A 23,141-nucleotide genomic window follows, 5' to 3' on the forward strand; every position below is an offset into this window, starting at 1 on the left:
TTATTGAATATGTGAGCGCGGTTCACCTCGCGCACACAGAGCCAACCAATATAGTCGCTGAATTACCCCGCCTGTCAATTCTAGGCCGGGGTATTTTTGTGCGCCATGACGAGTCCTTCGGCAGCCCACGAGCTGCTCCGCGCCCGCGGCGCCGACACGATCGACCACCCGGGCGGCACCCTCCTGTCCCACCTCGACCGGGTCGAGGCCCGGCTCGCCGCCTGGGGCGCCCGGGACGACCTCCGGCTGGCGGGCCTGTGCCACGCCTTCTACGGCACCGACGGCTTCGCCGAGAGCCTGCTGCCCCTGGAGCGGCGAGCGGACCTGGCGGCGGCGGTCGGCCCGGCGGCCGAGGAGCTGGTGTACTTCTACGCGAGCTGCGACCGGGATTTCTCCTACCCGGGCCTGGCGGCCGGGGACGGGCTCTTCCGCGACCGTTTCACGGGCGAGGAGTTCGTGCCGACGGCCCGGCAGCGGGCGGATTTCGCGGAACTGACGGCGGCGAACGAGCTGGACGTGCTGGCCGTGAACGCGGTGTTCCGGCAGCGGTACCGGACTCCGCTGCTGCGGCTGTTCACCCGGTGGCGGCCGCTCCTGGGCGAGGCGGCGTACGCGGACGTACGGGGGCTGCTGTCGATGACGGTCGACGAGCGCCGGGCCTTCCTGCGCCGGCTGCGGCGCGGTGCGGTCCACACCGGGACCGTGTCCCGCATCGAGCCGTGGGGCGTCTTCGTCGATCTCGGCGGTGTCGACGGGATGATCAACGCCGCCGAACTGTCCTGGGAGCGCTACGAGGACTACGCCGACGTCGTCTCCGTCGGCGAGGAGCTGGAGGTCGAGGTCGTCGACGTCGACCTCGACCGGGAGCGGATCTCGCTGTCCCGCAAGGCCCTGCTGCCGGACCCGTGGCCCGCGTTCGCCCGGGAGGCGCCGGGGCGGGTCGTCACCGGTCCGGTCACCAAGGTGGTGCCCTTCGGCGTCTTCGTCTGCGTCGCCGACGGGATCGAGGGCCTGGTCCACGCGGACGCGCTCGGCGGTGTGCTGCCCGCCGAGGGCGAGGAGCTGACCGTCGAGGTCGTCGGGGTCGAGCTGCCGGCCCGGCGGGTGCGGCTGGTCCCGCGCCGGTAGAAAACGCCGGGCGCCGGGGCCGCGACCGCTGCTAGCGTCGGAGGCATGAAGCGCGCTGCCGTCCTCACGACGACGCCGGAGAGTGTCCCGGCGCGCTGACAGCTGTCCTTGTCCGAAGCCCCGGGGCGAACGCCCCGGGGCTTCGTCGTGTCGGCGTCCGGGGCCGTTCCCCCCACCCACCCGAGGAGTGACCATGAACGACTCCGGAAACGTCGTCGACCACCGCAGGCTCGGCCGGGAGCTGGACCTGTTCGACACCGATCCGCTGATCGGGGCCGGGCTGCCGTACTGGCTGCCCGACGGGGCCGCCGTACGGGCCGCACTCGAGGAGTACGTACGGGAGGCGGAGCGGCGGGCCGGATACCGGCACGTGTACTCGCCGGTGCTCGGCAAACGCGAGCTGTACGAGATCTCCGGCCACTGGTCGCACTACGGCGACGACATGTTCCCGCCGATGGAGGTCGGCGGGGAGCAGTTCGTGCTGCGGCCCAGCCTCTGCCCGCACCACGCCCTGATCTTCCGCTCCCGCGCCCGCAGCCATCGGGAGTTGCCGCTGAGAATGGCCGAGTTGGGCGGCATGTACCGCTCCGAGCTGTCCGGGGTCCTCGGCGGGCTGACCCGGGTGCGGGCCATCCAGCTCAACGACGCCCATGTCTTCTGCACCCTCGACCAGGTCGCCGAGGAGGCCGCCGGGGCGCTGGAGCTGATCCGGCGGGCGTACGAGGCCATGGGCATCGAGCCCGCCCGCTACCGCCTCTCGCTGCCCGGACCGGGCGGCAAGTACGTCGCCGCGCCCGAGAAGTGGGAGCGGTCCACCGCCCTGCTGCGCGAGGTCCTGGACGCCTCCGGGCTCGACTACGAGGAGGCGGAGGGCGAGGCCGCGTTCTACGGGCCGAAGATCGACGTGCAGGTCGCCGACCCGGCCGGGCGCGAGTCGACCCTCTCCACCGTCCAGGTCGACTTCCACCAGCCCGAGCGGTTCGACCTGCGCTACATCGGCCCGGACGGCGCACGGCACCGTCCGGTGATGGTCCACCGCTCGGTCGTCGGCAGCGTGGAGCGCGCCGTCGCGCACCTCGTCGAGCACCACGCCGGCGCCTTCCCCGCCTGGCTCGCCCCCGTCCAGCTCGCCGTCCTGCCCGTCTCGGACGAGGCCGCCCCGGCCGCCGACCGCCTCGCCGGCCGGTGCGCCGAACGGGGCCTGCGCGCCGAGGTCTCCGGCCCCGGCCGCGGCACCCTGGGCGCCCGCATCCGCGCCTCCCGGCTCGTCCCGTACCAGGCCGTCATCGGCCCGAAGGAGGCCGCCGCCGACGAGGTCTCCCTCCGCCTGCGCGACGGCCGCCGGCTCCCGCCGATGCCGGCCGCCGAACTCCTCGACCGGGTGGGCGCGGTGGTGGCGGCGCGCTCGACCGGGCTGTGGGACTAGGACGCGGCTTCCTCCGGGAAGAGCGGGGCCAGCGCGGTCACCAGGCGGGCGGTCAGGTCTCGTCGTACGGCCTCGGTGTCCGGGTGGCCGGCCGGGAAGCCGTCCCAGTCGGCCTCACGGGCGGCCTCCTCGAACATGCCGGGGTTCAGCGGCTCGTTCGGGCGGCCCGGCCACTCGTCCGCCTCGCGCAGCACCGTCTCCAGGAGGCCGAGCGGCATCGTGCAGCTCTCGGCGAGGAGGACGGCGTCGTAGAGGTCCTTGGCCTGGGGGTACATGTCGCAGCTCAGCCACATGAGCTTCCAGGCCAGGGACAGCTCGCGGTCCGCCGCCATCAGCCGCACGCCGGCGACCTCGGCCGGGCGGGGCGGGACGGGGAGGCGCTCGTTGAAGACGAAGTCGAGCTGGACCTGGCCGCCGGGGAGACCGGGGGCGCTCCAGGGGATGACGAGGCGCCGGCCGGGCACCCGCTCGTAGGTCCAGATGTACTCCGACACGGCGCCCCCGGCGGACAACCGGATGTCGCCGGGCCGTTCCCGGGCGAGCCGCTCGGCGGCCCCGGCGATGCCGTCCAGGAGGGCGAGGGTGCGGGGCTCCTCGATGTGCCAGGTGTCGGGGACGACGACGAAGTCGATGTCCTTGGGCGCGCGGGCGGCGTCCCCGAACCAGGCCGACATCAGCATGCTGCCGCGCAGGACCAGGGAGTCCGCCCACGACGACCCGGCGACGGCCGCGAGCACGAGGTCGAGGGCCGTGCGGCGGGCGGCCTGCCAGCGGGCGCGGACCGCGGGGTCCTCGACGACGTCGTCGGTGGGCTGGAACGCTTCGTCGAAGTGCTTGAGGGCGGGGTCGAAGACCCGGTGCCGGACGGCGGCGCCCCCGATGCCCGCGGTCAGGGTGCGGGGCAGCTCTTCCCCGCGGCTCACGTACGCGGCGCGGCTCTCGCCGGTGGTGCCCGGCCCCGCGGGGTTCTCCGTCATGCGGTCTCCTCCAGCCATCCCTCGTCCACGGACAGGTCGCTGTCGCAGAGCACGAACTCCCTCTCCTCCGCGACCACCTCGTACCCGGCGGAACGCAGCGCGGCGAGCAGCCCGTCACAGGCCCGGCCCGCCGCGTCCGCGGGGCCCGGGTGCCGCTGGGTCACGAAACGCTCGTGCCGTCCGCCGGGGCCCGGCAGGACCCGGCGGGCGTTCCACGAGACGTGCGCGCCGTGCGGCACGACGAGGGCCTCGATCGCGGCGCGGTCGTGGGCGGCGGGCAGCGCCAGCTTCAGGTGGTGCTCGTAGTAGCCGCCGCCGGGGCCGGCGGGCTCCTCGCTCCACGGCACCGTCTCGACCTTGACCCGCACCGGTTCGAAGCCGGCCGCCCGCAGCCCGGCCACGACCGCCGGGTGGCCGGTGCGGTCGGGCAGGGTCAGCATCGGCTGGACGGGCATCCGGCCCCGGGCGAGGACGATGGTGGTGACCTTCAGTCCCCGCTCCGCCGCCCACCCGTCGAGCCGGGCCCGCTCCCCCTCGGTCCCGCAGCGGACCGTCACATGCGTCTCGTACACCGGAGCGAGTGTGGCAGACGGACCGTCGACGGCTCACCCGGGTTTCCGGGGTCGGCCGTAGGCTCACAGTCGACGGACGACAGGAGACCGGCATGTGGAAGCGGGCCCTCGACCGGGCCGGGGTCGGCGCGCCCCGCCTGCGACGGGACTACACGGAACAGCGGCGGGCGGTGCGGCGGTTCGCGCCGGCCGAGTACGCGGCGGCGCGGCTGCTGCTGCCCGCCGGGCTGCTGCCGCACGTCGTGGCCGCGGTCGCCTTCATGCACGAGACGGACGACCGGATCGACCGGGGCGCCGCCGACGAGCGGGCGGCCGCGCTCGCGGAGTGGGACGCGCTCGTACGAAAGGCGTTCGCCGAGGGCGACTCGGAGCTTCCGGTGCTGCGCTGCCTGACGCGCACCGCCGAGCGGCATCCGGAGGTGCGCGGGCACGTGACGGACTTCCTGCGGGGCTGCGCGTACGAGGTGGCGTGGCGGACGATCGCGGACGACGGCGAACTGGATCGGTACGTGCGGGAGTACGCGCTGCCCGCGCTGATGCTGACCGCCGGTCTGCTCGCCCCCGCCGCCCCGTCGGCGCGGGAGGCGTTCACCGCCCACTGTCATGTGCTCATCCGCGCCATGCAGCGCCTCGACTTCCTGGAGGACCTGGCCGAGGACGTGCGCGCGGGCCGGCCCGGCGTCCCGGCCGACGCGGTGGCGCGCCACGGCGCCGACCTGACCCGGCCGGGGCCGGAGCTCGGCCGGCTCGTGGCGGAGCAGGCGGACCGGGCGGCGGCGGACCTGGTGGCGGCGGCGCCGCTCGTGGGCGTGGCCGCTCCGGCGTACCGGCCCTTCGTCCGCGCCCTCACCGGGGTCCAGCGCCTCCGCCTGGACGCGGTGCGCCGGGCCGGGCCGGCGCTGGCGGCCCGGGGGTCGGGACCGTCGGCGCCGCGGGCGGCCGTCCTGCTGCTCGGCGAGACGGCACGGGCCCGGCGCGGTCCGCGGACCGGGTGACCGGACGCGGACCGGGTGACCGGACGCCGACCGGGTGGGGCGGGGCGCGGTGCTGCCGAGGCCGGAGGCGGGGCGTGGTGCTGCCGAGGCCGGAGGCGGGGCGTGGTGCGGCCGGGCGGGGGCGCCCGCACAGCCCGTAGGCCCGCGTGATCGCCCGGCCGCCTGACCGCCTGACCGCCTGACCGCCTGGCCGCCTGGCCGCCTGACCGCCTGACCCCGGGCCCGCCGCGGCACCGCCTACGCCCGCGCCGGCTCCAGGACGTCCGCGAGCTCCTCCAGGAGGCGGCGCTTGGGGCGGGCGCCGACCATCGACCGGACGGGTTCGCCGGAGCGGAACACCATCAGGGTCGGCATCGACAGGACGCCGTACCGGGTGACCGTCTCCGGGTTGGTGTCCGCGTCGATCTGGACGACCTTCAGCCGACCGGCCTCCTCCCGGGCGATCGCGCTCAGGACCGGGGCCAGCTGACGGCAGGGGCCGCACCAGTCCGCGGTGAACTCCAGGAGGACCGGCAGTCCGGCACCGAGCACCTCCGCCTCGAAGTCGGCGTCCGTGACCTCGGCCACGCCTTCCGCTCGGATCATCGTCCTCGTCCTCTCGTCGTCATGGGCCCGGACGCGGCCTCGCGTCCGGTGGGGTGTTCGTGGCCCAGCTCGCAGCGCGGCTCGGGGCCGCCCGGCAGTTCCGCCTCGGCCCGCAGCAGCTGCGCGCCGACCTGGGCGCGCACGTTCTGGAGCTGTTCGATGAGCCCGTCGAGCTCGGCGAGCTTGCGCCGGTAGACGGCGATCGACGCGGGGCACGCGTCGCCGGCCGGGTGGCCGGCGCGCAGGCACTCCACGAACGGCCGGGTCTCCTCCAGTTCGAACCCGAAGTCCTGGAGGGTCCGGATCTGCTGGAGGAGCCGCAGGTCGTCCTCGTCGTAGGTGCGGTAGCCGTTCTCCGTGCGCCGTGCGGTCAGCAGGCCCCGGGACTCGTAGTAGCGCAGAGTCCGCGTGGTCGTGCCCGCCCGCTCGGCCAGCTCGCCGATTCTCATGTCCTCGAACGTAAGCCCTGACGCCGACGTCAAGGCAAGCGCGGAGGGCTCAGGCCGGGTCCCGCAGCAGCGGGAGGACCTGTTCCTCCTCGTACGCGAAGTGCTCCTCCAACTCGCGCGCGAGCCGGTCGAACTCCTCCCGCAGCGCCGCCGGATCCGCCTCGTCGAGGCGGGCCAGCAGGGCCTGGAGCTCGTCGAGGACGCGGGCGACGGTGGCGTGCTCGGCCGCGAGGCGGTCGAGGGCGCCGGCCTTCCCGGGATGCTCCCGGGCCAGGTACGGGAAGAGTCCGGCGTCCTCACCTCGGTGGTGGACGGCGAGGGCCGAGCAGAAGGCGAGGCAGTGCCGCCGCAGCCGCACGGTGAGGCCGGGGGCGTCGGCGGGCCGGGCGCCGAGGCCCTCGCGCAGGGCGGCGAGCTCGCCCCGCAGCCAGTCGTGGACCGCGAGCAGCTCGTCGGCGAGGGCGTCGAGCCGGGTCGGCGGGGTGTAGTCGGCGACCGGGTTCCGGTAGAGGGCGACGACGGGCAGGATCCGGTCGGTGGCCTTCTGGTAGTCGGCGTAGCCGGGGGCGACGGACACGACCTTGGCGAAGAGTTCGTCGCGCTCGGTCCCGGTGGCGGCGACGGCGGTGGCCTGCCAGGTGGCGATGCCGCCGTCGGCGCGGGCGTCCGGGATCTCCACGGTGACCTCGGGGTTCGCCAGGATGTTGCGGTACCAGTCGGGATGCCGGTCCGAGCCGCCCGCGGAGCCGACCACGAGCAGCCGCTCGCCGTCCGGCTCACCCGAGCCGCCCGAGCCGTCCGGACCGACGTCGCGGACGAAGCCGAGCGGGGTGGTGTGGGGTTTCCCGGTCCTGGCGCCGGTGGTGGTGAGAAGGAGGAGCACCCATCCCTCGAAGGGGCCGCCGAGGCGGCCGGCGCGGGTGCGGAACTCGTCGATGATCTGTGTGTTGAAGTCGAGAGGCACAAGCCGTCCCTACTGTCCTCTTGCCTCCATGCCTCCGCTTTCCAGCGCGGACCGGCACGCGACGCGAGTCCCCTCATCCCAGCCGCGGACCCCGGCGGTTGTCAAGGGCCGGGCGGCAGCAGCGGTTTCCGCTCGACCGGCGAGGACAGCACGATGGAGGTGGTGGTCCGGCCGAGGGCGGAGGTCTGTTCCAGGATCTCCTCCAGGTGGACGGTGTCGGTCACGGCGACCTTGAGGATCCAGCAGTCCTCGCCGACGACGTGGTGGACCTCGCGGATCTCGGGGCGGGCGGTGAGTTCCAGGGTGCGGGGGTGCTTGAGGGTGTAGCCGCCGTGCGGGTTCACGCGGATGAACGCCTGGATGCCGTAGCCGAGGCGGGCGGGGGCGACCTGGGCGCCGTATCCGGTGATGGCACCGCACGACTCCAGGCGGCGGACCCGCTCGGTGACGGCGGCGGGGCTGAGACGGACGCGGCGGCCGAGCTCGCTGAGTTTGATGCGGCCGTCGCTCTGGAGCAGGTCCAGGATCTGCCGGTCGATGGGGTCGAAGGCACCCGCCGTCGTTTCGACGGTGGCGGGGCGCGGCGGCCGTGGTTCCTTCGGCGAGACGACCTGGACTCCCATGATTCCCCCTTCAGTTGGCGTGCGCACAACGTAACACTTGAGCCATGGACGTTTTGATCATCGGCGGCAACCGCTATTTCGGAAAGCGCCTCATCACGCGACTGCTCGACGCCGGACATCGGGTGACCGTGCTCAACCGCGGTTCCTCTCCCGCCCCCGAAGGCGCCCTTGCGCTGCGCGCCGACCGGAATGACGAGGCGGCGCTGGAAAAGGCACTCACCGGGCGGAATTTCGACGTCGTGGTCGACCAGGTCTGTTACACCCCGCGGCAGGCGGACATCGCCCTGCGGGTCTTCGCCGGACGGACCCGGCGCTATGTGATGACCTCGACGGTGGAGGTGTACGAGTACGAGGACTCGGCCGCACCCGTCGCCGAGGACGCGCTCGACCTGGCCGCGGTGCCGGTGGACCTCGGGCTGCCGTGGGAGGACCCCGCGTTCCTGGAGGAGCACTACGGGGAGGGGAAGCGACAGGCGGAGGCGGTGTTCGCGGCGGCCGGTGCGGGGTTTCCGTGGGCCTCGGTGCGGGTGGCCCACGTGCTGGGCGGCGCCGACGACTTCACCGGGCGGATCGCGCACTACGCGCACCGGATCCGGGCGGGCGAGCCGGTCGCGGTGCCGGTCGTGAACCGGCCGGCGACCTATGTGTACGTGGAGGAGATCGCCGCGTTCCTGGTGTGGGCGGCCGTCGAGGCGGAATTCACCGGGCCGGTGAACGCGCATTCCCACGGACCGCTCACGACGGCGGACATCTGCGGGGAGATCGAACGCCTCGTGGGCGGCGGCCGGACCGTTTACCGGGAGGTGGAGGTGGGCGAGGTGTCGCCGTTCTCCTTCACCCGCGCGTACGCGATGGACAATTCCCGGGCGGAGGGCCTCGGATTCCGTTTCTCGCATTCCTCGGAATGGCTGCGCACGGCGCTCGCCGAAACGGTCGACGGAGCGCCCGGGAGCGGTGCCGGCGGCGCCGGCGAGGTGAGTGACGGGGGCGACGAGGGCGGCGGGGGCGACGCGAGTGGTGCGAGTGGTGTGAGTGGCGCTGGCGCGGAAGTGGCGGTCTGATGCGGTACCGCCTGCTCGGCGACACGTCCGTCAGCGTGATCGGGCTCGGCGCGATGCCGCTGTCGATCGAGGGCCGGCCCGACGAGGCCCGCGCCCTCGCCACCGTCCACGCCGCCCTGGACGCGGGCGTCACGCTGCTGGACACGGCCGACTCGTACCACCCGCCGAACGGGGAGCCGGGCGAGAACGAGCGGCTCGTCGCCCGCGCCCTCGCCGCCTACGGCGGCGACCGGGACGCGGTGCTCGTGGCCACCAAGGGCGGGCGCGGCCGGAGCGCCGACGGGGGCTGGACGGTCGACGGCCGCCCGGAGCACCTGCGGCGGGCGGCCGAGGACTCGGCGCGGCGGCTCGGGCTGCCGGCGATCGGCCTCTACCAGCTCCACAAGCCGGACCCGGCCGTCCCCTACGCCGAATCGCTGGGCGCCCTGCGGGAGTTGCTGGACGCGGGCACGATCCGGCTGGCCGGAATCTCCAACGTGGACCGGGAACAGATCCTGCTGGCCCGCGAGATCCTGGGCGAGCGGCTGGTCTCCGTACAGAACCGCTACGCGCCGGCCGCCCGCGAAGGTGAGCCGGAGCTGCGCCTGTGCGCGGAGCTCGGCCTCGCCTTTCTGCCCTGGAGCCCGCTCGGCGGCATCTCCCGCAGCTCCCTCGACGGCACCTCCGCCCAGGAGGCGGATCCCCATTTCGGCGCCTTCCACCGAGTGGCGCGCGCCCGCGGGGTGAGCCCGCAGCGGGTGGCCCTGGCCTGGCTCCTGGCCCGTCCGGGCACGGTCGTCCCGATCCCGGGCGCCAGCCGCCCGCAGACGGCCCGCGACTCGGCCGCGGCCGCGGAACTGGCCTTGACCGAGCAGGAGTTGGCCGAGCTGGGCGAGTGAGCCGAAGGGCGCGGCGCTGTCGAACGGGGGGTGGGGGTCTTCCCCGCCGAAGACAGGGGAGCGGGGGAGCGCGGGGCCTGCCGAGGAACGAGGAAGGCGAGCACGGCCGGCCGTCGACAGCGACGGACGCGCCCCGGAGGCGAACCGAGCCACGGAACGCAGAGAAACGCCCCCGTCGCTCGTGGCGCTCGGGGGCGTTCCGCGGCCGGGGCCCGGATCCGGCTCAAGGCCCGGGACCCGGGGTTCGTCAGACGCCTGCGCGGGCCTTCTCGTCGCCCTCACCAGCGCGTCGCAGGACCGCGCGCCGGTCGGGGACGGTGGAGTCGTCGGCGGGGGCGCCGTGGCCGTCGTCGACCAGGGTGGTCTCGTCGAAGGGGATGCGCCCGGCCAGGACCTCGCTCACCCGCGCCTTGTCGATCTCCTTGGTCCAAGTGCCGACGAGGACGGTGGCGACGGCGTTGCCCGCGAAGTTGGTGAGGGCGCGGGCCTCGCTCATGAAGCGGTCGATGCCGACGATCAGGCCGACGCCGTCGACCAGTTCGGGGCGGTGCGACTGGAGACCGCCGGCGAGGGTGGCGAGACCGGCGCCGGTGACGCCCGCCGCGCCCTTGGAGGCGATGATCATGAAGACGAGGAGGGAGATCTGTTCGCCGACGGACAGCGGGTCGCCCATGGCCTCGGCGACGAAGAGCGAGGCCATCGTCAGGTAGATCGCGGTGCCGTCGAGGTTGAAGGAGTAGCCGGTCGGTACGGTGATGCCGACCACGGGCTTGCTGACGCCCAGGTGCTCCATCTTCGCGATCAGGCGCGGCAGCGCCGACTCGGAGGAGGAAGTCGACAGGATCAGCAGGAACTCGCGGCCCAGGTACCCAAGCAGGGTGAGGATGTTGACGCCCGCGACCAGCCGCAGCAGGGCGCCGAGGACCACGAAGACGAACAGCGCGCAGGTGACGTAGAAGCCGATCATGATGACGGCGAGCGACTTCAGGGCGTCCACGCCGGTCGCGCCGACCACGGCGGCGATCGCGCCGAACGCGCCCACCGGGGCCGCCCACATGATCATGGCGAGGATGCGGAAGACGAGCCGCTGGATGTGTCCGATGCCGCGCAGGACCGGCTCACCGGCCGAGCCCATCGCCTGGAGCGCGAAGCCGGCGAGCAGCGCGACCAGCAGGGTCTGGAGGACCTCGCCCTCGGTGAACGCGGAGACCAGGGTCTTGGGGATGATGCCGAGGAGGAAGTCGGCGGTGCCCTCGCTCGCGCCCTCGGCCTGCTTGGCGCCGGCTTCGGCGAGGTCCTTGGTGAGGTGCAGGCTCGAACCGGGCTCCAGGAGGTTGCCGACGAGCAGGCCGATGGCGAGGGCGACGGTGGACATCACCATGAAGTAGCCGAGGGCCAGGCCGCCGACGGCGCCGACCTTGGCGGCCTTGCGCACCGAACCGACGCCGAGCACGATCGTGCAGAAGATGATCGGCGAGATCATCATCTTGATCAGATTGACGAAGCCGGTGCCGAGCGGCTTGAGCTCGACGGCGACTCCGGGCGCCAGGAAGCCCACGGCGATGCCGAGCAGGACGGCGCCGATGACGGCCAGATACAGATAATGGGTGCGGTCCCGTCGTGCGGCCACGGGGTCCTCCTCGTACTCAGGGGTGTCCACGTCCCGGTGGATCCCCGCGACTATCCACCAGCCTGTGACCGGGGTCACCCTTGCGTACGTTTCGTTCACGGCCGAAGCGTTCGTCTCGGTCCAGGAACGATTCGGCGGCGCGGTTCGAGCTTCCGCCGCCGTGCCCGGCACACTTGCTCGCATGCGTCTCCCCCTCCCCCGGCCCCGCAGCCTCGCGGGTCAGCTCTTCGCGATGCAGGTCGTGCTGGTGGCCCTCGTCGTCGCGGGGTGCGCGGTCTTCGCGTACGTGACGGACCGCGCCCAGGCCGAGGAGACCGCGCGCCGCCAGTCGACGGCGACCGCCACGGCCGTCGCCGAGTCGCCCGCCGTGGTGGCGGCGGCCCGCTCGGCGGACCCGACGGCCGCGCTCCAGCCGTACGCGGAGGCCCTGCGGCGGCGCTCGGGCGTCACCTTCGTCGTGATCATGGCGCCGGACGGGACGCGCTGGACGCACCCCGAACCGGAGCAGATCGGCCGCACCTACCTCGGGCACATCGGCCCGGCCGTGCGCGGCGAGACCTTCTCCGAGATCCACATGGGGGTGCTCGGTCCTTCGGTGCGCACCGTCGCGCCGGTCGTCGACCCGCACCACCGAGGCCGGGTGATCGCCCTGGTCAGCGCAGGCATCACCATCGAGAAGATCAGCGAGCAGGTGCGCGAGCAGGTCACGGCGCTGCTCGGCATGGCGGGCGCGGCCCTCGCGCTCGGCGGGGCGGGCACGTACGTCATCAACGCCCGGCTGCGCCGGCACACCAAGGGCATGAACGCGACCGAGCTGAGCCGGCTGCACGACTACCACGAGGCCGCGCTGCACGCGGTGCGCGAGGGGCTGGTGATGCTGGACGGGCAGCGCCGGATCGCGCTGATCAACGACGGGGCGCGGGAGCTGCTCGGCCTGGCCGGTGCGGACGGGGACGACGTGGTCGGCCGGCCGGCCGCGGACCTCGGGCTGCCGGCGTCGCTGACCGGGGCGTTGCTCGCCTCGGAGCCCCGGGTGGACGAACTGCACCTGACCGACGAGCGGGTGCTGGTCGTCAACACCCGTCCGGTGGTGGGCGGCGAGCGCCGCGGCACCGTGGTGACCCTGCGCGACCGCACCGAACTCCAGGCGCTCTCCGGGGAACTGGACTCCGAACGCGGCTTCACGGAGGCGCTGCGTTCGCAGGCGCACGAGGCGGCGAACCGGCTCCACACGGTGGTCTCGCTGATCGAACTGGGCCGCGTCGAGGAGGCCGTCGGCTTCGCCACCGCCGAGCTGGAACTGGCCCAGGCCCTCACCGACCGCGTGGTGACCGCCGTCGGCGAACCCGTCCTCGCCGCCCTCCTGCTCGGCAAGGCGGCCCAGGCCAACGAGCGGGGCGTGGAGCTGGTCCTGACCGAGGACAGCCGCATCGACGACGGTGTCCTGCCGGTGTCCCTGCCCTCCCGCGACCTGGTGACGATCCTCGGCAACCTCATCGACAACGCGGTGGAGGCGGCGGGCGGGGCCGCCGGCCCGGACACGGCGCCCCGGGGCGGCGCGGCGGACCCGGGTCCGCCGGCCGGCCCGGCCGCGGCGCCCGCCGCGCGGGGTGCCGGGGCGCTCTTCGAGGCGCGGGGGGACGGCGGCAGGGGTGCGCGGGTCGTCGTGACCGCGCTCGCGCAGGACGGTGAGCTGCTGCTCCGGGTCGGCGACAGCGGGCCGGGCGTGCGCCCCGAGGACCGGGAGGCGGTCCTCGACCGGGGCTGGTCGACCCGTGGACCCGGGCGGGGGCTCGGCCTCGCCCTGGTGCGGCAGGCCGTCGCACGGGCGTCGGGCACCCTGACCGTCGCGCGCTCCGGCCTGGGCGGGGCGGAGTTCACGGTCCGGCTTCCGCTCGGCGCCGCCCGGCCGGCCGCCCCGCGTGCCGGGGCCACGGACGGCACCGGCCCGCACGCCGTCGCGGAGGTGGGGGCATGAGCGGGGCCGGACGGGACATCCGGGTGCTCGTGGTCGAGGACGACCCCGTCGCCGCCGACGCGCACGCCCTGTACGCGGGGCGGGTGGACGGCTTCGCGGTGGTGGGCGTGGCGCACTCGCGGGCGGCGGCCGTGCGGGGGCTGGAACGGACGCCGGTGGACCTGATCCTGCTCGACCTCTATCTGCCGGACGGTCACGGCCTCCAGCTGCTGCGGTCCCTGCGCGCCGCCGGGCACGCGGCCGACGTGATCGCGGTGACCTCGGCGCGCGACCTGGCGATCGTGCGGGAGGGCGTGTCCCTCGGGGTCGTGCAGTACGTCCTGAAGCCGTTCACCTTCGCCACCCTGCGCGACCGCCTCGCCCGCTACGCCGAGTTCCGGGCGACGGCCGGCGAGGCGTCGGGGCAGGACGAGGTGGACCGGGCGCTCGCGACCCTGCGCGCCCCCCAGCCCGCGGCGCTGCCCAAGGGGCTGAGCGGCCCGACCCTGGAGGCGGTGACCCGTTCGCTGCGCGCGGCCCCCGAGGGCCTGACGGCGGCGGAGGCGGGCGCGGCCGTCGGGATCTCCCGGATCACCGCCCGGCGCTACCTGGAGCACCTGGTCACCGCCGGCCGGGCGGCCCGCGCCCCGCAGTACGGACAGATAGGGCGGCCCGAGCTCCAGTACCGGTGGCTCAGCGCGGGCGAGGGCCCCTCCCGCGGTTACTGATCAGTTCCCACGTTCCTACGACCTTGCCGCTTTGGGGGAACGCACCGTATCCCCTGCTCACCCTCCGCATCTACGGTTGCGGCGTGCACCAACCCTCTCCCCCTTTCCATGCGCTCGCCGCCCGCCGTCTGCGCGAGGGGCTCGGCATGGGCCCCGAACACGTCGCCTACGGCCTGCGGGTCCAGTACGGCCTGTACGTCGACCCCGAGACCGTCGTCGCCTGGGAACGCGGCCGGCTCACCCCCACCTCGCAGGAGCTGACCGCCCTGGCCGGCGTGCTGTGGTGTTCCCCCGCCGAACTCCTCGCCGCCGCCACGACCCTGCGGGAGCACCGGATGGCCCGGGGCCTCGCCCCGGAGGACCTGGCCCGGCGGGTGGGCCTGGACCCGGCCGCGTACCTGCGCATGGAGGAGTCGGGGCGCTGGCGCGGCAACGAGCGCCAGACCGCCGCCCTCGCCGACCTCCTCGGCCTCGGCCCGCGCGCGCTGCTCACCGCGACCGGCGGCGACGAGCAGCTCGCCGATCTGCTGCGCGACGCGGCGACGACCCGCTGGCAGGCGTATGTGAAACCGGTGACGAAGCTGCTGCCGCTGCCGAAGCGGACCGTGGAGGACGCCCTCCAGCGCCTGCACACCGACTACCACTCCACGATGGCCGCCACCAGCAGCTGGGGCGCCTCGGGTGCGACGGGTGACACGGGCCGTGCCTACCTGGACGAGATCACGGACCACTTCTGGGCCGCCGTCGGCCCGTAGTGATCACCGCGCCGCCCGCCGGCCCCTAGGTTGGGGCCGGTGAGACGACAGATACCTTTCGGACGGCTCCACAACTTCCGTGACCTGGGCGGCTACCGGACCGCCGACGGCGGGAGCGTGCGGTGGACGACCCTCTACCGTTCGGACTCCCTCGCCAAGCTCGCCGGCCCTGACGCGCGCGCCGACCTGGAGCTGGGCGTGGCCACCGTGATCGACCTGCGCTATCCGTGGGAGATCGCCGCCAAGGGCCGCCACCCCGAGACCGAGCCGCGGAGCCGGCACAACCTGAGCATCGAGCACCGGCCGTACGACCAGGCCGAGATCGACCCGGCCCTGGACCCCTGGCGGTATCTCGCCGACCGGTTCGGGGAGGTCGCGCTCGACGGCCACGCCGAGATCCGCGCGGCCCTGGAGATCATCGCCGCGGCCGAAGGACCGCTGGTCTTCCACTGCGCCTCCGGCAAGGACCGCACGGGCCTGCTCGCCGCCCTGGTCCTCTGCCTGCTCGACGTGCCGGACGAGGAGGTCCTCGCCGACTTCGCCCTCACCGAGCTCGCCACAAAGCGGCTCGTCGCCGACGGGAAGGCCGCCCATCCCGGCCGCGAGCTGCGCCGGCCCGGTTACGGCCGGGCGCCCGCCGAGGTCATGCGCCTCGTCCTCGCGGACCTGCGGGCGGAGCACGGCTCGGTGTACGGGTACGTCACCGGACACGTGGGTCTGGAGCCGGCGGTGGTGGACGCGCTGCGGGCCCGGCTCGTGGAGCGGGTCCGACCCTCCGGCCGGCGGTGTCTAGCGGCGGTCGAAGCTGAAGAGCTGGCCCCGGGCGTCCGGTCTGCACGGCGCCTGGGCGAGCCGGGACCACTCGGCCGCGGGGTCGCCGACGACGGTGACGCAGCTGCCCGGGGTCGCGGAGCCGGCCGGGACGATGCGGTAGCCGGTGACCGGGGTGCCGTGCGGCTCCAGCGTGAAGCGTTCGACACGGGTGGGGTCACCGCACTCGGAGTCCTCGAAGGCGGCGTCGGACATCCGGCCGCCGGAGGGGATCCCGGAGCAGCCGGGGCCGTAGTCGGGGTGCTGCGAGACGATCCGCCACTGGTCGCCGTCGAGCCGTCTCAGCTCGTACGCGGGGACGTCGGCGCCCGCGCAGGGGCGCTGGTGGATCTGGCCGCTCCGGCCGCCCCGCCGCTCGTTCAGGCACAGGTCGGAGCCGATCACCCGGATGTGGACGGGGCCCTCGGCGGGGGCGGTGAGCACGGGCGGGGTGGTGCGGTGGGCCGGGGTGTCCTCGCGGAGGAAGGCGACGACGCTGAGGGTGGCGAGGACGAGCCCGGCGACGGCGACGACGGCGACCAGGGTGCGGTGCAGCCGCAGGCGGGTGCCGCCGGGGCCGCCGCTGTCACCGGTGCCCTCGTCGCCGGGTCCCTCGCCGGCGGCGGGCGGCTGCGCCACGGCGGCTCCCGGCCACACCGGCGGCACCTCCGCGGAGCGGCCGGCCGGTTCCGCCCCGCCCGCGCGGCCGACGCCCGGCCCACCCGCTCCCGGGCCGGCCCCGCCGGGTCCCCGCGTCGCCGGGCCGGCCGCCCCGGGCTCGTCCGGCACGGAGCCGGTCCCGGCGGGCCCACCCGCCCCGGGCTCGTCCGGCACGGAGCCGGTCCCGGCGGGCCCGCCCGCTCCCGGCTCGCCCGCCACGGCACCGGCCGCTTCGGGCTCGTCCGGCACCGGCCCCTCGGTCCCCGGCTCGTGGACGCCCCGAGCCGCCAGCTCCTTCCGGACCGCCTCCCATTCCCGCGCCTCGTCCGGCCCGAGCCCGCACGCGCGGACGAACGCGGCGAGGAGCTCCTCGCGCGGGAGGGTCGTGCGGGCCAGCATGTTGGCGACGGTCGAGCGGGGCAGCACGTCGCCCCGCTCGTCGGCGCGGGCGGCCAGCTCGCGGTAGGTGAGGCCGGACCGGTTCTTCAGGGCCTGGAGCCGCGCGATGAACTCGGCCGGGTTCCGTGCCCCCCGCGGATCAGGAGCCGTGTCCCCCGTGGTCATTGCGCGCCGCTCCCCTCGATCCGCACCGGCCGGACGGGTTGGGACATGTCCGGGACAGGCCCAAGCCTTGTTGATCGCGGCGCCGGGCTCAAGCATGGATTCGGCCCCGATCGTCCACGGGGGGACGATCGGGGCCGGTTCCGCCGAGGTCAGAAGACCGACTCGGCCTCGCGCATCCGCTCGGCGGGGACGGTCTTGAGCTGGGTGACGGCCTCGGCCAGCGGGACCATCCGGATGTCGGTGCCGCGCAGGGCGGTCATGTTGCCGAACTCGCCGCGGTGCACGGCCTCCACCGCGTGCCAGCCGAAGCGGGTGGCGAGCACCCGGTCGTACGGGGTCGGCGTGCCGCCGCGCTGGACGTGGCCGAGGATGACGGGCCGGGCCTCCTTGCCGAGGCGCTTCTCCAGCTCGTGGGCGAGGGCGGTGCCGATGCCCTGGAAGCGTTCGTGGCCGAACTGGTCGATGGCGCCCTTGCCGTAGTCCATGGTGCCGTCGGCCGGGTGCGCGCCCTCGGCGACGCAGATGACGGCGAACTTCTTGCCGCGGGAGAAGCGTTCCTCGACCATCTTCACCAGGTCGGCGGGGTCGAAGGGGCGCTCGGGCAGGCAGATGCCGTGGGCGCCGCCGGCCATGCCGGACTCCAGGGCGATCCAGCCGGCGTGCCGGCCCATCACCTCGACGACCATGACGCGCTGGTGGGACTCGGCGGTGGTCTTGAGCCGGTCCATGGCCTCGGTGGCGACGCCGACGGCGGTGTCGAAGCCGAAGGTGCGGTCGGTGGAGGAGATGTCGTTGTCGATGGTCTTGGGGACGCCGACGACGGGGACGCCCGCCTCCGACAGCATCCGGGCGGCGGTGAGGGTGCCTTCGCCGCCGATCGGGACGAGCGCGTCGAAGCCGCTCTTCTCGATCAGTTCCTTGGCGTTGTCGCAGGCGGCGCGGAAGCGGTCGCGCTCCAGGCGGGAGGAGCCGAGAATGGTGCCGCCGCGGGCGAGGATGCCGCTGACGGCGTTGAGGTCGAGGGGACGGTAGCGTCCGTCGAGCAGGCCCGCGTAGCCGTCCTCGAAGCCGATGACCTCGTCGCCGTAGTGGGTCACGGCCCGGTGGACGATCGACCGGATCACCGCGTTCAGGCCGGGACAGTCGCCGCCCGCTGTCAGAACTCCGATGCGCATCGTGCCGTGTCTCCTGCTCGGTAGTGGTACGTGGGAGCCGCGTCGATTCTCACACGGTCCTCAGGTGCGGGCGCGCTCGCCGCCGCTCCGCGCGTCCGGCCTCCCGGAGCCTGTGGGGCCCTTCGGCGCCGGGGATCGGGGCCCTTCGTCCAGCGGGCGTCGTATCGATCTGCGGGGGTATTGTCAAGAGGGCATTGCCACCCTATCGGGGTTTTTTGAACACACTCGATTGACACCCGAGGGCGCGGCACCTGCTGACACCTGAACGACTTCGAAGGACACAGGAGACCACGGCGTGACGCGCAGCGTGTACGTGACCGGGATCGACCGCGGAGACGGCCGCCAGGTCGTCGAGCTGGGAGTCATGGAGCTCCTGACCCGCCAGGTGGACCGGGTGGGGGTGTTCCGCCCGCTGGTGCACGACGGCCCCGATCGCCTGTTCGACCTGCTGCGGAGCCGTTACCGGCTGACCCAGGACGCCGCCACCGTCTACGGCATGGACTACCACGAGGCGTCCTCGCTCCAGGCCGAGCGCGGCACCGACGAGCTGGTGTCCCGGCTGGTGGACCGCTTCCACGCGGTGGCCCGGGACTACGAGGTCGTGCTCGTCCTCGGCACCGACTTCGCGGCCACCCAGCTGCCCGACGAGCTCGCGCTCAACGCGCGGCTCGCCAACGAGTTCGGCGCCTCGGTGATACCGGTGGTCGGCGGCAAGGGCCAGCCCGCCGAGTCCGTACGGGCCGAGGCCCGCAACGCCTTCCGCGCCTACGACGGCCTCGGCTGCGACGTGCTCGCGATGGTGGTCAACCGGGTCGCCGCCGAGGACCGGGCCCCGATCGCCGAGCGGCTCTCGGCCCGGCTGCCGGTGCCCTGCTACGTGCTGCCCGACGATCCGAGCCTCGCCGCGCCGACCGTCGCCCAGATCACCCACGCGCTCGGCGCGACCGTCGTCCTCGGCGACGACGCCGGTCTGGCCCGCGACGCCCTCGACTTCGTCTTCGGGGGCGCGATGCTGCCGAACTTCCTGAACGCCCTGACCCCGGGCTGTCTGGTGGTCACCCCCGGCGACCGGGCCGACCTGGTCGTCGGCGCGCTCGCCGCGCACTCGGCCGGCACCCCGCCGATCGCGGGCGTGCTGCTGACCCTCAACGAGCGGCCCAGCGACGAGATCCTCACCCTGGCCGCCCGGCTCGCGCCGGGCACCCCGGTCATCTCCGTCCCCGGCAACAGCTTCCCCACCGCCGCCGAGCTGTTCGCCCTGGAGGGCAAGCTGAACGCGGCCACCCCGCGCAAGGCGGAGACGGCCCTCGGGCTGTTCGAGCGGCACGTCGACACCGCCGACCTGCTGCGGCGGCTCTCCGTCGCCCGCAGCGGCCGGGTCACTCCGATGATGTTCGAGCACGAGCTGCTCGAACAGGCCCGCGCAGACCGCCGCCGGGTCGTCCTGCCCGAGGGCACCGAGGAGCGGGTGCTGCGCGCCGCCGACGTGCTGATCCGCCGCGACGTCTGCGACCTGACCCTGCTCGGCGACGTCGAGGCCATCCGCAAGAAGGCCGCCGACCTGAGCGTGGACCTGCGCGACACCCAGCTGATCGACCCGCAGACCTCGGAGCTGCGGGACGCGTTCGCCGAGAAGTACGCGGCGCTGCGCGCCCACAAGGGCGTCACCGTGGAGCTGGCGTACGACGTGGTGTCGGACGTGAACTACTTCGGCACCCTGATGGTGCAGGAGGGCCTGGCCGACGGCATGGTCTCCGGCTCGGTGCACTCCACGGCGGCGACCATCCGGCCCGCCTTCGAGATCATCAAGACCAAGCCGGACGCGCGGATCGTCTCCTCGGTCTTCTTCATGTGCCTGGCCGACAAGGTGCTGGTGTACGGCGACTGCGCGGTCAACCCGGACCCGAACGCCGAGCAGCTCGCCGACATCGCCGTCCAGTCGGCGGCGACCGCCGCGCGCTTCGGCGTCGAGCCGCGGATCGCGATGCTCTCGTACTCCACCGGCACCTCCGGCTCCGGCGCGGACGTCGACAAGGTGCGCGAGGCGACCAAGCTGGTCCGCGAGAGCCGGCCCGAGCTGAAGATCGAGGGTCCGATCCAGTACGACGCCGCCGTCGAGCCCTCCGTCGCGGCGACCAAGCTGCCCGGCTCGGAGGTCGCGGGCCAGGCGAGCGTGCTGATCTTCCCGGACCTCAACACCGGCAACAACACCTACAAGGCCGTGCAGCGCTCGGCCGGCGCGGTCGCCGTCGGCCCGGTGCTGCAGGGTCTGCGCAAGCCCGTGAACGACCTCTCGCGCGGCGCGCTCGTCAGCGACATCGTCAACACCGTCGCCATCACGGCGATCCAGTCCCAGAACCCCGACCGGTCCCACGACGCCGACCGGTCCCAGAACGCCGTCCAGGGCCAGGAGCTCCCCGCATGACCGCCCCCACCCCGTCCCCCACCCGCGTCCTCGTCCTCAACTCCGGCTCGTCGTCGGTGAAGTACCAGCTGCTCGACATGGCGGACGGCAGCCGGCTCGCGGTCGGCCTGGTCGAGCGGATCGGCGAGGAGGGCTCGCGGCTCGTCCACACCCCGCTGCGCGGGGGTGAGAAGCGCGTAAGGAGCGGCACCGTCGCCGACCACGCGGCGGCCCTGAAGGCCGTCGCCGAGGAGCTGGCGGCCGACGGGCTCGGTCTGGACTCCCCCGAGCTCGCGGCCATCGGCCACCGGGTGGTGCACGGCGGGCTGAGGTTCACCGCGCCGACCGTCATCGACGAGGAGGTGCTCGCGGAGATCGAACGGCTCGTGCCGGTGGCGCCGCTGCACAACCCGGCGAACATCGTCGGCATCCGTACGGCGATGACGCTGCGCCCCGACCTGCCGCAGGTGGCGGTCTTCGACACCGCCTTCCACACCACGATGCCGGAGGCGGCGGCGCGCTACGCGATCGACGTGGACACGGCCGACGCGTACCGGATCCGCCGCTACGGCTTCCACGGCACCTCGCACGCGTACGTGTCCCGGGAGACGGCCAGGCTGCTCGGCAAGGCTCCGGAGGAGGTGAACGTGATCGTGCTGCACCTGGGCAACGGGGCCTCCGCCTCGGCGGTGGCGGGCGGCCGGTGCGTGGACACCTCGATGGGGCTGACCCCGCTGGAGGGCCTGGTCATGGGCACCCGCTCGGGCGACGTCGACCCGGCGGTGACCTTCCACCTGATGCGGGTGGCGGGGATGACGGCGGACGAGATCGACACCCTGCTGAACAAGCGGTCCGGGCTGGTGGGGCTGTGCGGCGACAACGACATGCGCGAGATCCGGCGCCGGATCGACGAGGGCGACCAGCGGGCGGCACTGGCCTTCGACGTCTACGTCCACCGCCTGAAGAAGTACATCGGGGCGTACTACGCGGTGCTCGGCCGGGTGGACGCGGTGGCGTTCACGGCGGGGGTGGGTGAGAACGCGGCCCCGGTGCGGGAAGCTGCGATCGCGGGCCTGGAGGAGCTGGGCCTGGCGGTGGACGCCGATCTGAACGCCGTGCGGTCCGACGAGGCCCGGATCATCTCGCCGGAGTACGCGCGGGTGGCGGTGGCCGTCGTCCCGACCGACGAGGAGCTGGAGATCGCCCGGCAGACCTTCGCCCTGGTGCACGATCCGGCACAGGAGAAGTGAACGCCTGAGCGGGGTCCCGCCCATTTGTACTTTCCGCCAGACGGAATATTCCGCAGTGAAACAAACCGATAGGATCCGCCTCATGCGCCGTTCCAAAATCGTCTGCACGCTGGGCCCCGCCGTCGACTCGTATGAGCAGCTGAAGGCTCTCATCGAGGCCGGCATGAACGTGGCCCGATTCAACATGAGCCACGGGACCCAGGCAGAGCACCAGGAGCGGTACGACCGTCTCCGCAGGGCGGTGGCGGACACCGGCCGCGCCGTCGGCGTGCTCGCCGACCTCCAGGGCCCCAAGATCCGTCTGGAGACCTTCGCCGAGGGCCCCGTCGAGCTGGTGCGCGGTGACGAGTTCACCATCACCACCGAGGACGTCCCCGGCGACAAGTCCATCTGCGGCACCACGTACAAGGGTCTGCCCGGCGACGTCTCCAAGGGCGACCAGGTCCTCATCAACGACGGCAACGTCGAGCTGCGCGTCGTCGAGGTCGAGGGCCCGCGGGTGAAGACGATCGTCGTCGAGGGCGGCGTCATCTCCGACCACAAGGGCATCAACCTGCCCGGCGCCGCGGTCAACGTCCCGGCCCTGTCCGAGAAGGACGTCGAGGACCTCCGCTTCGCGCTGCGCATGGGCTGCGACATGGTCGCGCTCTCCTTCGTCCGCAACGCCGACGACGTCAAGGACGTCCACAAGGTGATGGACGAGGAGGGCCGCCGCGTCCCCGTCATCGCCAAGGTGGAGAAGCCGCAGGCCGTCGACAACATGGCCGACGTCGTCGCCGCCTTCGACGCGGTCATGGTGGCCCGCGGCGACCTCGCCGTGGAGTACCCGCTGGAGAAGGTCCCGATGGTGCAGAAGCGCCTGGTGGAGATGTGCCGGCGCAACGCCAAGCCGGTCATCGTGGCGACCCAGATGATGGAGTCGATGATCACCAACTCCCGGCCGACCCGCGCCGAGGCGAGCGACGTCGCCAACGCGATCCTGGACGGCGCGGACGCGGTCATGCTGTCGGCCGAGTCCAGCGTGGGCGCCTACCCCATCGAGACCGTGAAGACGATGTCGAAGATCGTCGCCGCGGCCGAGGAGGAGCTGCTCGCCAAGGGCCTGCAGCCGCTGGTCCCGGGCAAGAAGCCGCGCACGCAGGGCGGTTCGGTCGCCCGCGCGGCCTGTGAGATCGCGGACTTCCTGAACGGCAAGGCGCTCATCGCCTTCACCCAGTCCGGCGACACCGCCCGCCGGCTCTCGCGCTACCGCACGCAGCAGCCGATCCTCGCCTTCACGACGGACGAGTCGACCCGCAACCAGCTCACCCTGAGCTGGGGCGTGGAGTCCTTCCTGGTCCCGTTCGTGGAGACCACCGACGCCATGGTCGACCTGGTCGACGCCGAGCTGCTGAAGCTCCAGCGCTACAACGCCGGCGACATCATGGTGATCACGGCCGGTTCGCCCCCCGGCGTCCCCGGCACCACCAACATGGTCCGGGTGCACCACCTCGGCGGCGCCCAGCGCGACTGAGCGCCCCGCCCGGCGACACGACGGCGAAGCCCCCGCC

The 23,141-nt window shown here is 73.7% G+C and carries 20 protein-coding genes and 1 pseudogene; 12 read left to right on the forward strand and 9 right to left on the reverse strand.

Features of this window, described 5'->3' with window-relative positions:
- The first annotated feature begins 105 nt into the window (after positions 1-105).
- Both ABD954_RS10055 and thrS read left to right on the forward strand, forming a co-directional pair.
- Entirely contained in the window at positions 106-1,128 is a 1,023-nt protein-coding gene (locus tag ABD954_RS10055; RefSeq protein WP_345485547.1) for a DUF6817 domain-containing protein, read from the forward strand.
- Between the two features lie 193 nt (positions 1,129-1,321).
- Entirely contained in the window at positions 1,322-2,554 is a 1,233-nt protein-coding gene (gene thrS / locus ABD954_RS10060; RefSeq protein WP_345485548.1) for a threonine--tRNA ligase, read from the forward strand.
- Here thrS and ABD954_RS10065 read toward each other — a convergent pair.
- The gene (locus tag ABD954_RS10065) at positions 2,551-3,531 is read right to left on the reverse strand and encodes a nucleotidyl transferase AbiEii/AbiGii toxin family protein (protein ID WP_345485549.1); all 981 of its coding nucleotides are present in this window, start codon (positions 3,529-3,531) and stop codon (positions 2,551-2,553) included. The two genes, thrS and ABD954_RS10065, sit on opposite strands and share 4 nt — an antisense overlap.
- Positions 3,528-4,103 (reverse strand): hypothetical protein, encoded by a 576-nt coding sequence (locus ABD954_RS10070; RefSeq protein WP_345485550.1) that lies wholly within the window; start codon positions 4,101-4,103, stop codon positions 3,528-3,530. Before ABD954_RS10070 ends, ABD954_RS10065 begins: the two co-directional genes overlap by 4 nt.
- Before the next feature lie 92 nt (positions 4,104-4,195).
- Here ABD954_RS10070 and ABD954_RS10075 point away from each other — a divergent pair, with 92 nt between their 5' ends.
- On the forward strand, positions 4,196-5,098 hold the full coding sequence (locus ABD954_RS10075; RefSeq protein ID WP_345485551.1) for a squalene/phytoene synthase family protein: 903 nt from the start codon (positions 4,196-4,198) through the stop codon (positions 5,096-5,098).
- 237 nt (positions 5,099-5,335) lie between these two features.
- Here ABD954_RS10075 and ABD954_RS10080 read toward each other — a convergent pair whose 3' ends face one another.
- The 4 genes from ABD954_RS10080 to ABD954_RS10095 all read right to left on the reverse strand — a co-directional run bounded on the left by ABD954_RS10080 (position 5,336) and on the right by ABD954_RS10095 (position 7,719).
- Positions 5,336-5,683 carry a thioredoxin family protein gene (locus tag ABD954_RS10080; protein WP_345485552.1) on the reverse strand — a complete coding sequence of 116 codons (348 nt, stop codon included), beginning with the start codon at positions 5,681-5,683 and terminating at the stop codon, positions 5,336-5,338.
- The gene (locus ABD954_RS10085; protein ID WP_345485553.1) at positions 5,680-6,132 is read right to left on the reverse strand and encodes a MerR family transcriptional regulator; all 453 of its coding nucleotides are present in this window, start codon (positions 6,130-6,132) and stop codon (positions 5,680-5,682) included. The genes ABD954_RS10080 and ABD954_RS10085 overlap by 4 nt, the downstream gene beginning before the upstream one ends.
- Positions 6,133-6,181: 49 nt before the next feature.
- Positions 6,182-7,096 carry a nitroreductase/quinone reductase family protein gene (locus ABD954_RS10090; protein WP_345485554.1) on the reverse strand — a complete coding sequence of 305 codons (915 nt, stop codon included), beginning with the start codon at positions 7,094-7,096 and terminating at the stop codon, positions 6,182-6,184.
- A 101-nt stretch (positions 7,097-7,197) separates the two neighbouring features.
- Entirely contained in the window at positions 7,198-7,719 is a 522-nt protein-coding gene (locus ABD954_RS10095; RefSeq protein WP_345485555.1) for an Lrp/AsnC family transcriptional regulator, read from the reverse strand.
- 44 nt (positions 7,720-7,763) lie between these two features.
- On the opposite strand from ABD954_RS10095, the gene ABD954_RS10100 reads away from it, so the two are divergent.
- Positions 7,764-8,780: an NAD-dependent epimerase/dehydratase family protein gene (locus ABD954_RS10100; protein ID WP_345485556.1), complete on the forward strand. Its 1,017-nt coding sequence runs from the start codon at positions 7,764-7,766 to the stop codon at positions 8,778-8,780.
- Complete coding sequence (locus ABD954_RS10105) at positions 8,780-9,658, forward strand: aldo/keto reductase (RefSeq protein WP_345485557.1); 879 nt, start codon at positions 8,780-8,782, stop codon at positions 9,656-9,658. Before ABD954_RS10100 ends, ABD954_RS10105 begins: the two co-directional genes overlap by 1 nt.
- Before the next feature lie 247 nt (positions 9,659-9,905).
- Here the strand turns inward: ABD954_RS10105 and ABD954_RS10110 are convergent, their stop codons facing one another.
- Positions 9,906-11,318 (reverse strand): cation:dicarboxylate symporter family transporter, encoded by a 1,413-nt coding sequence (locus ABD954_RS10110; protein ID WP_345485558.1) that lies wholly within the window; start codon positions 11,316-11,318, stop codon positions 9,906-9,908.
- 151 nt (positions 11,319-11,469) lie between these two features.
- Between ABD954_RS10110 and ABD954_RS10115 the strand changes: the two genes are divergently transcribed.
- The 4 genes and pseudogenes from ABD954_RS10115 to ABD954_RS10130 all read left to right on the forward strand — a co-directional run.
- Complete coding sequence (locus tag ABD954_RS10115) at positions 11,470-13,266, forward strand: sensor histidine kinase (protein WP_345485559.1); 1,797 nt, start codon at positions 11,470-11,472, stop codon at positions 13,264-13,266.
- Positions 13,263-13,973, forward strand: coding sequence for a response regulator (locus tag ABD954_RS10120; RefSeq protein WP_345485560.1), 711 nt, complete (start codon positions 13,263-13,265; stop codon positions 13,971-13,973). Before ABD954_RS10115 ends, ABD954_RS10120 begins: the two co-directional genes overlap by 4 nt.
- Positions 13,974-14,119: 146 nt before the next feature.
- Positions 14,120-14,728, forward strand: a complete 609-nt coding sequence (locus ABD954_RS10125; protein WP_345492065.1) for a helix-turn-helix domain-containing protein — start codon at positions 14,120-14,122, stop codon at positions 14,726-14,728.
- Positions 14,729-14,767: 39 nt separating this feature from the next.
- A pseudogene (locus tag ABD954_RS10130) lies at positions 14,768-15,430 on the forward strand (tyrosine-protein phosphatase); the annotation flags it as partial.
- Positions 15,431-15,517: 87 nt separating this feature from the next.
- On the opposite strand, the gene ABD954_RS10135 reads toward ABD954_RS10130, so the two are convergent.
- Positions 15,518-16,762, reverse strand: a complete 1,245-nt coding sequence (locus ABD954_RS10135) for a helix-turn-helix domain-containing protein (protein WP_345485561.1) — start codon at positions 16,760-16,762, stop codon at positions 15,518-15,520.
- Positions 16,763-16,911: 149 nt separating this feature from the next.
- A complete protein-coding gene (locus ABD954_RS10140) occupies positions 16,912-17,937 on the reverse strand; it encodes an ATP-dependent 6-phosphofructokinase (RefSeq protein ID WP_345485562.1) in 1,026 nt (341 codons plus the stop codon).
- A 295-nt stretch (positions 17,938-18,232) separates the two neighbouring features.
- Between ABD954_RS10140 and pta the strand changes: the two genes are divergently transcribed.
- The 3 genes from pta (at position 18,233) to pyk (ending at position 23,104) form a co-directional block, all read left to right on the forward strand.
- Positions 18,233-20,362, forward strand: coding sequence for a phosphate acetyltransferase (gene pta, locus ABD954_RS10145; RefSeq protein WP_345485563.1), 2,130 nt, complete (start codon positions 18,233-18,235; stop codon positions 20,360-20,362).
- Positions 20,359-21,591, forward strand: coding sequence for an acetate kinase (locus ABD954_RS10150; protein WP_345485564.1), 1,233 nt, complete (start codon positions 20,359-20,361; stop codon positions 21,589-21,591). Before pta ends, ABD954_RS10150 begins: the two co-directional genes overlap by 4 nt.
- 82 nt (positions 21,592-21,673) lie before the next feature.
- Positions 21,674-23,104 (forward strand): pyruvate kinase, encoded by a 1,431-nt coding sequence (gene pyk, locus ABD954_RS10155; RefSeq protein ID WP_345485566.1) that lies wholly within the window; start codon positions 21,674-21,676, stop codon positions 23,102-23,104.
- The last annotated feature ends 37 nt before the right edge of the window (positions 23,105-23,141 follow it).

The organism is Streptomyces roseoviridis (genome assembly GCF_039535235.1).
Lineage (GTDB): Bacteria > Actinomycetota > Actinomycetes > Streptomycetales > Streptomycetaceae > Streptomyces > Streptomyces roseoviridis.

Coding starts and splice junctions, on each gene's coding strand:
- ABD954_RS10115 (WP_345485559.1), top strand. CDS start 11,470: ATGCGTCTCCCCCTCCCCCGGCCCCGCAGCCTCGCGGGTCAGCTCTTC.
- pyk (WP_345485566.1), top strand. CDS start 21,674: ATGCGCCGTTCCAAAATCGTCTGCACGCTGGGCCCCGCCGTCGACTCG.
- ABD954_RS10120 (WP_345485560.1), top strand. CDS start 13,263: ATGAGCGGGGCCGGACGGGACATCCGGGTGCTCGTGGTCGAGGACGAC.
- ABD954_RS10125 (WP_345492065.1), top strand. CDS start 14,120: ATGGGCCCCGAACACGTCGCCTACGGCCTGCGGGTCCAGTACGGCCTG.
- ABD954_RS10100 (WP_345485556.1), top strand. CDS start 7,764: ATGGACGTTTTGATCATCGGCGGCAACCGCTATTTCGGAAAGCGCCTC.
- ABD954_RS10085 (WP_345485553.1), bottom strand. CDS start 6,132: ATGAGAATCGGCGAGCTGGCCGAGCGGGCGGGCACGACCACGCGGACT.
- ABD954_RS10065 (WP_345485549.1), bottom strand. CDS start 3,531: ATGACGGAGAACCCCGCGGGGCCGGGCACCACCGGCGAGAGCCGCGCC.
- ABD954_RS10140 (WP_345485562.1), bottom strand. CDS start 17,937: ATGCGCATCGGAGTTCTGACAGCGGGCGGCGACTGTCCCGGCCTGAAC.
- ABD954_RS10135 (WP_345485561.1), bottom strand. CDS start 16,762: ATGACCACGGGGGACACGGCTCCTGATCCGCGGGGGGCACGGAACCCG.
- ABD954_RS10055 (WP_345485547.1), top strand. CDS start 106: ATGACGAGTCCTTCGGCAGCCCACGAGCTGCTCCGCGCCCGCGGCGCC.
- thrS (WP_345485548.1), top strand. CDS start 1,322: ATGAACGACTCCGGAAACGTCGTCGACCACCGCAGGCTCGGCCGGGAG.
- ABD954_RS10150 (WP_345485564.1), top strand. CDS start 20,359: ATGACCGCCCCCACCCCGTCCCCCACCCGCGTCCTCGTCCTCAACTCC.
- ABD954_RS10080 (WP_345485552.1), bottom strand. CDS start 5,683: ATGATCCGAGCGGAAGGCGTGGCCGAGGTCACGGACGCCGACTTCGAG.
- ABD954_RS10075 (WP_345485551.1), top strand. CDS start 4,196: ATGTGGAAGCGGGCCCTCGACCGGGCCGGGGTCGGCGCGCCCCGCCTG.
- ABD954_RS10105 (WP_345485557.1), top strand. CDS start 8,780: ATGCGGTACCGCCTGCTCGGCGACACGTCCGTCAGCGTGATCGGGCTC.
- ABD954_RS10095 (WP_345485555.1), bottom strand. CDS start 7,719: ATGGGAGTCCAGGTCGTCTCGCCGAAGGAACCACGGCCGCCGCGCCCC.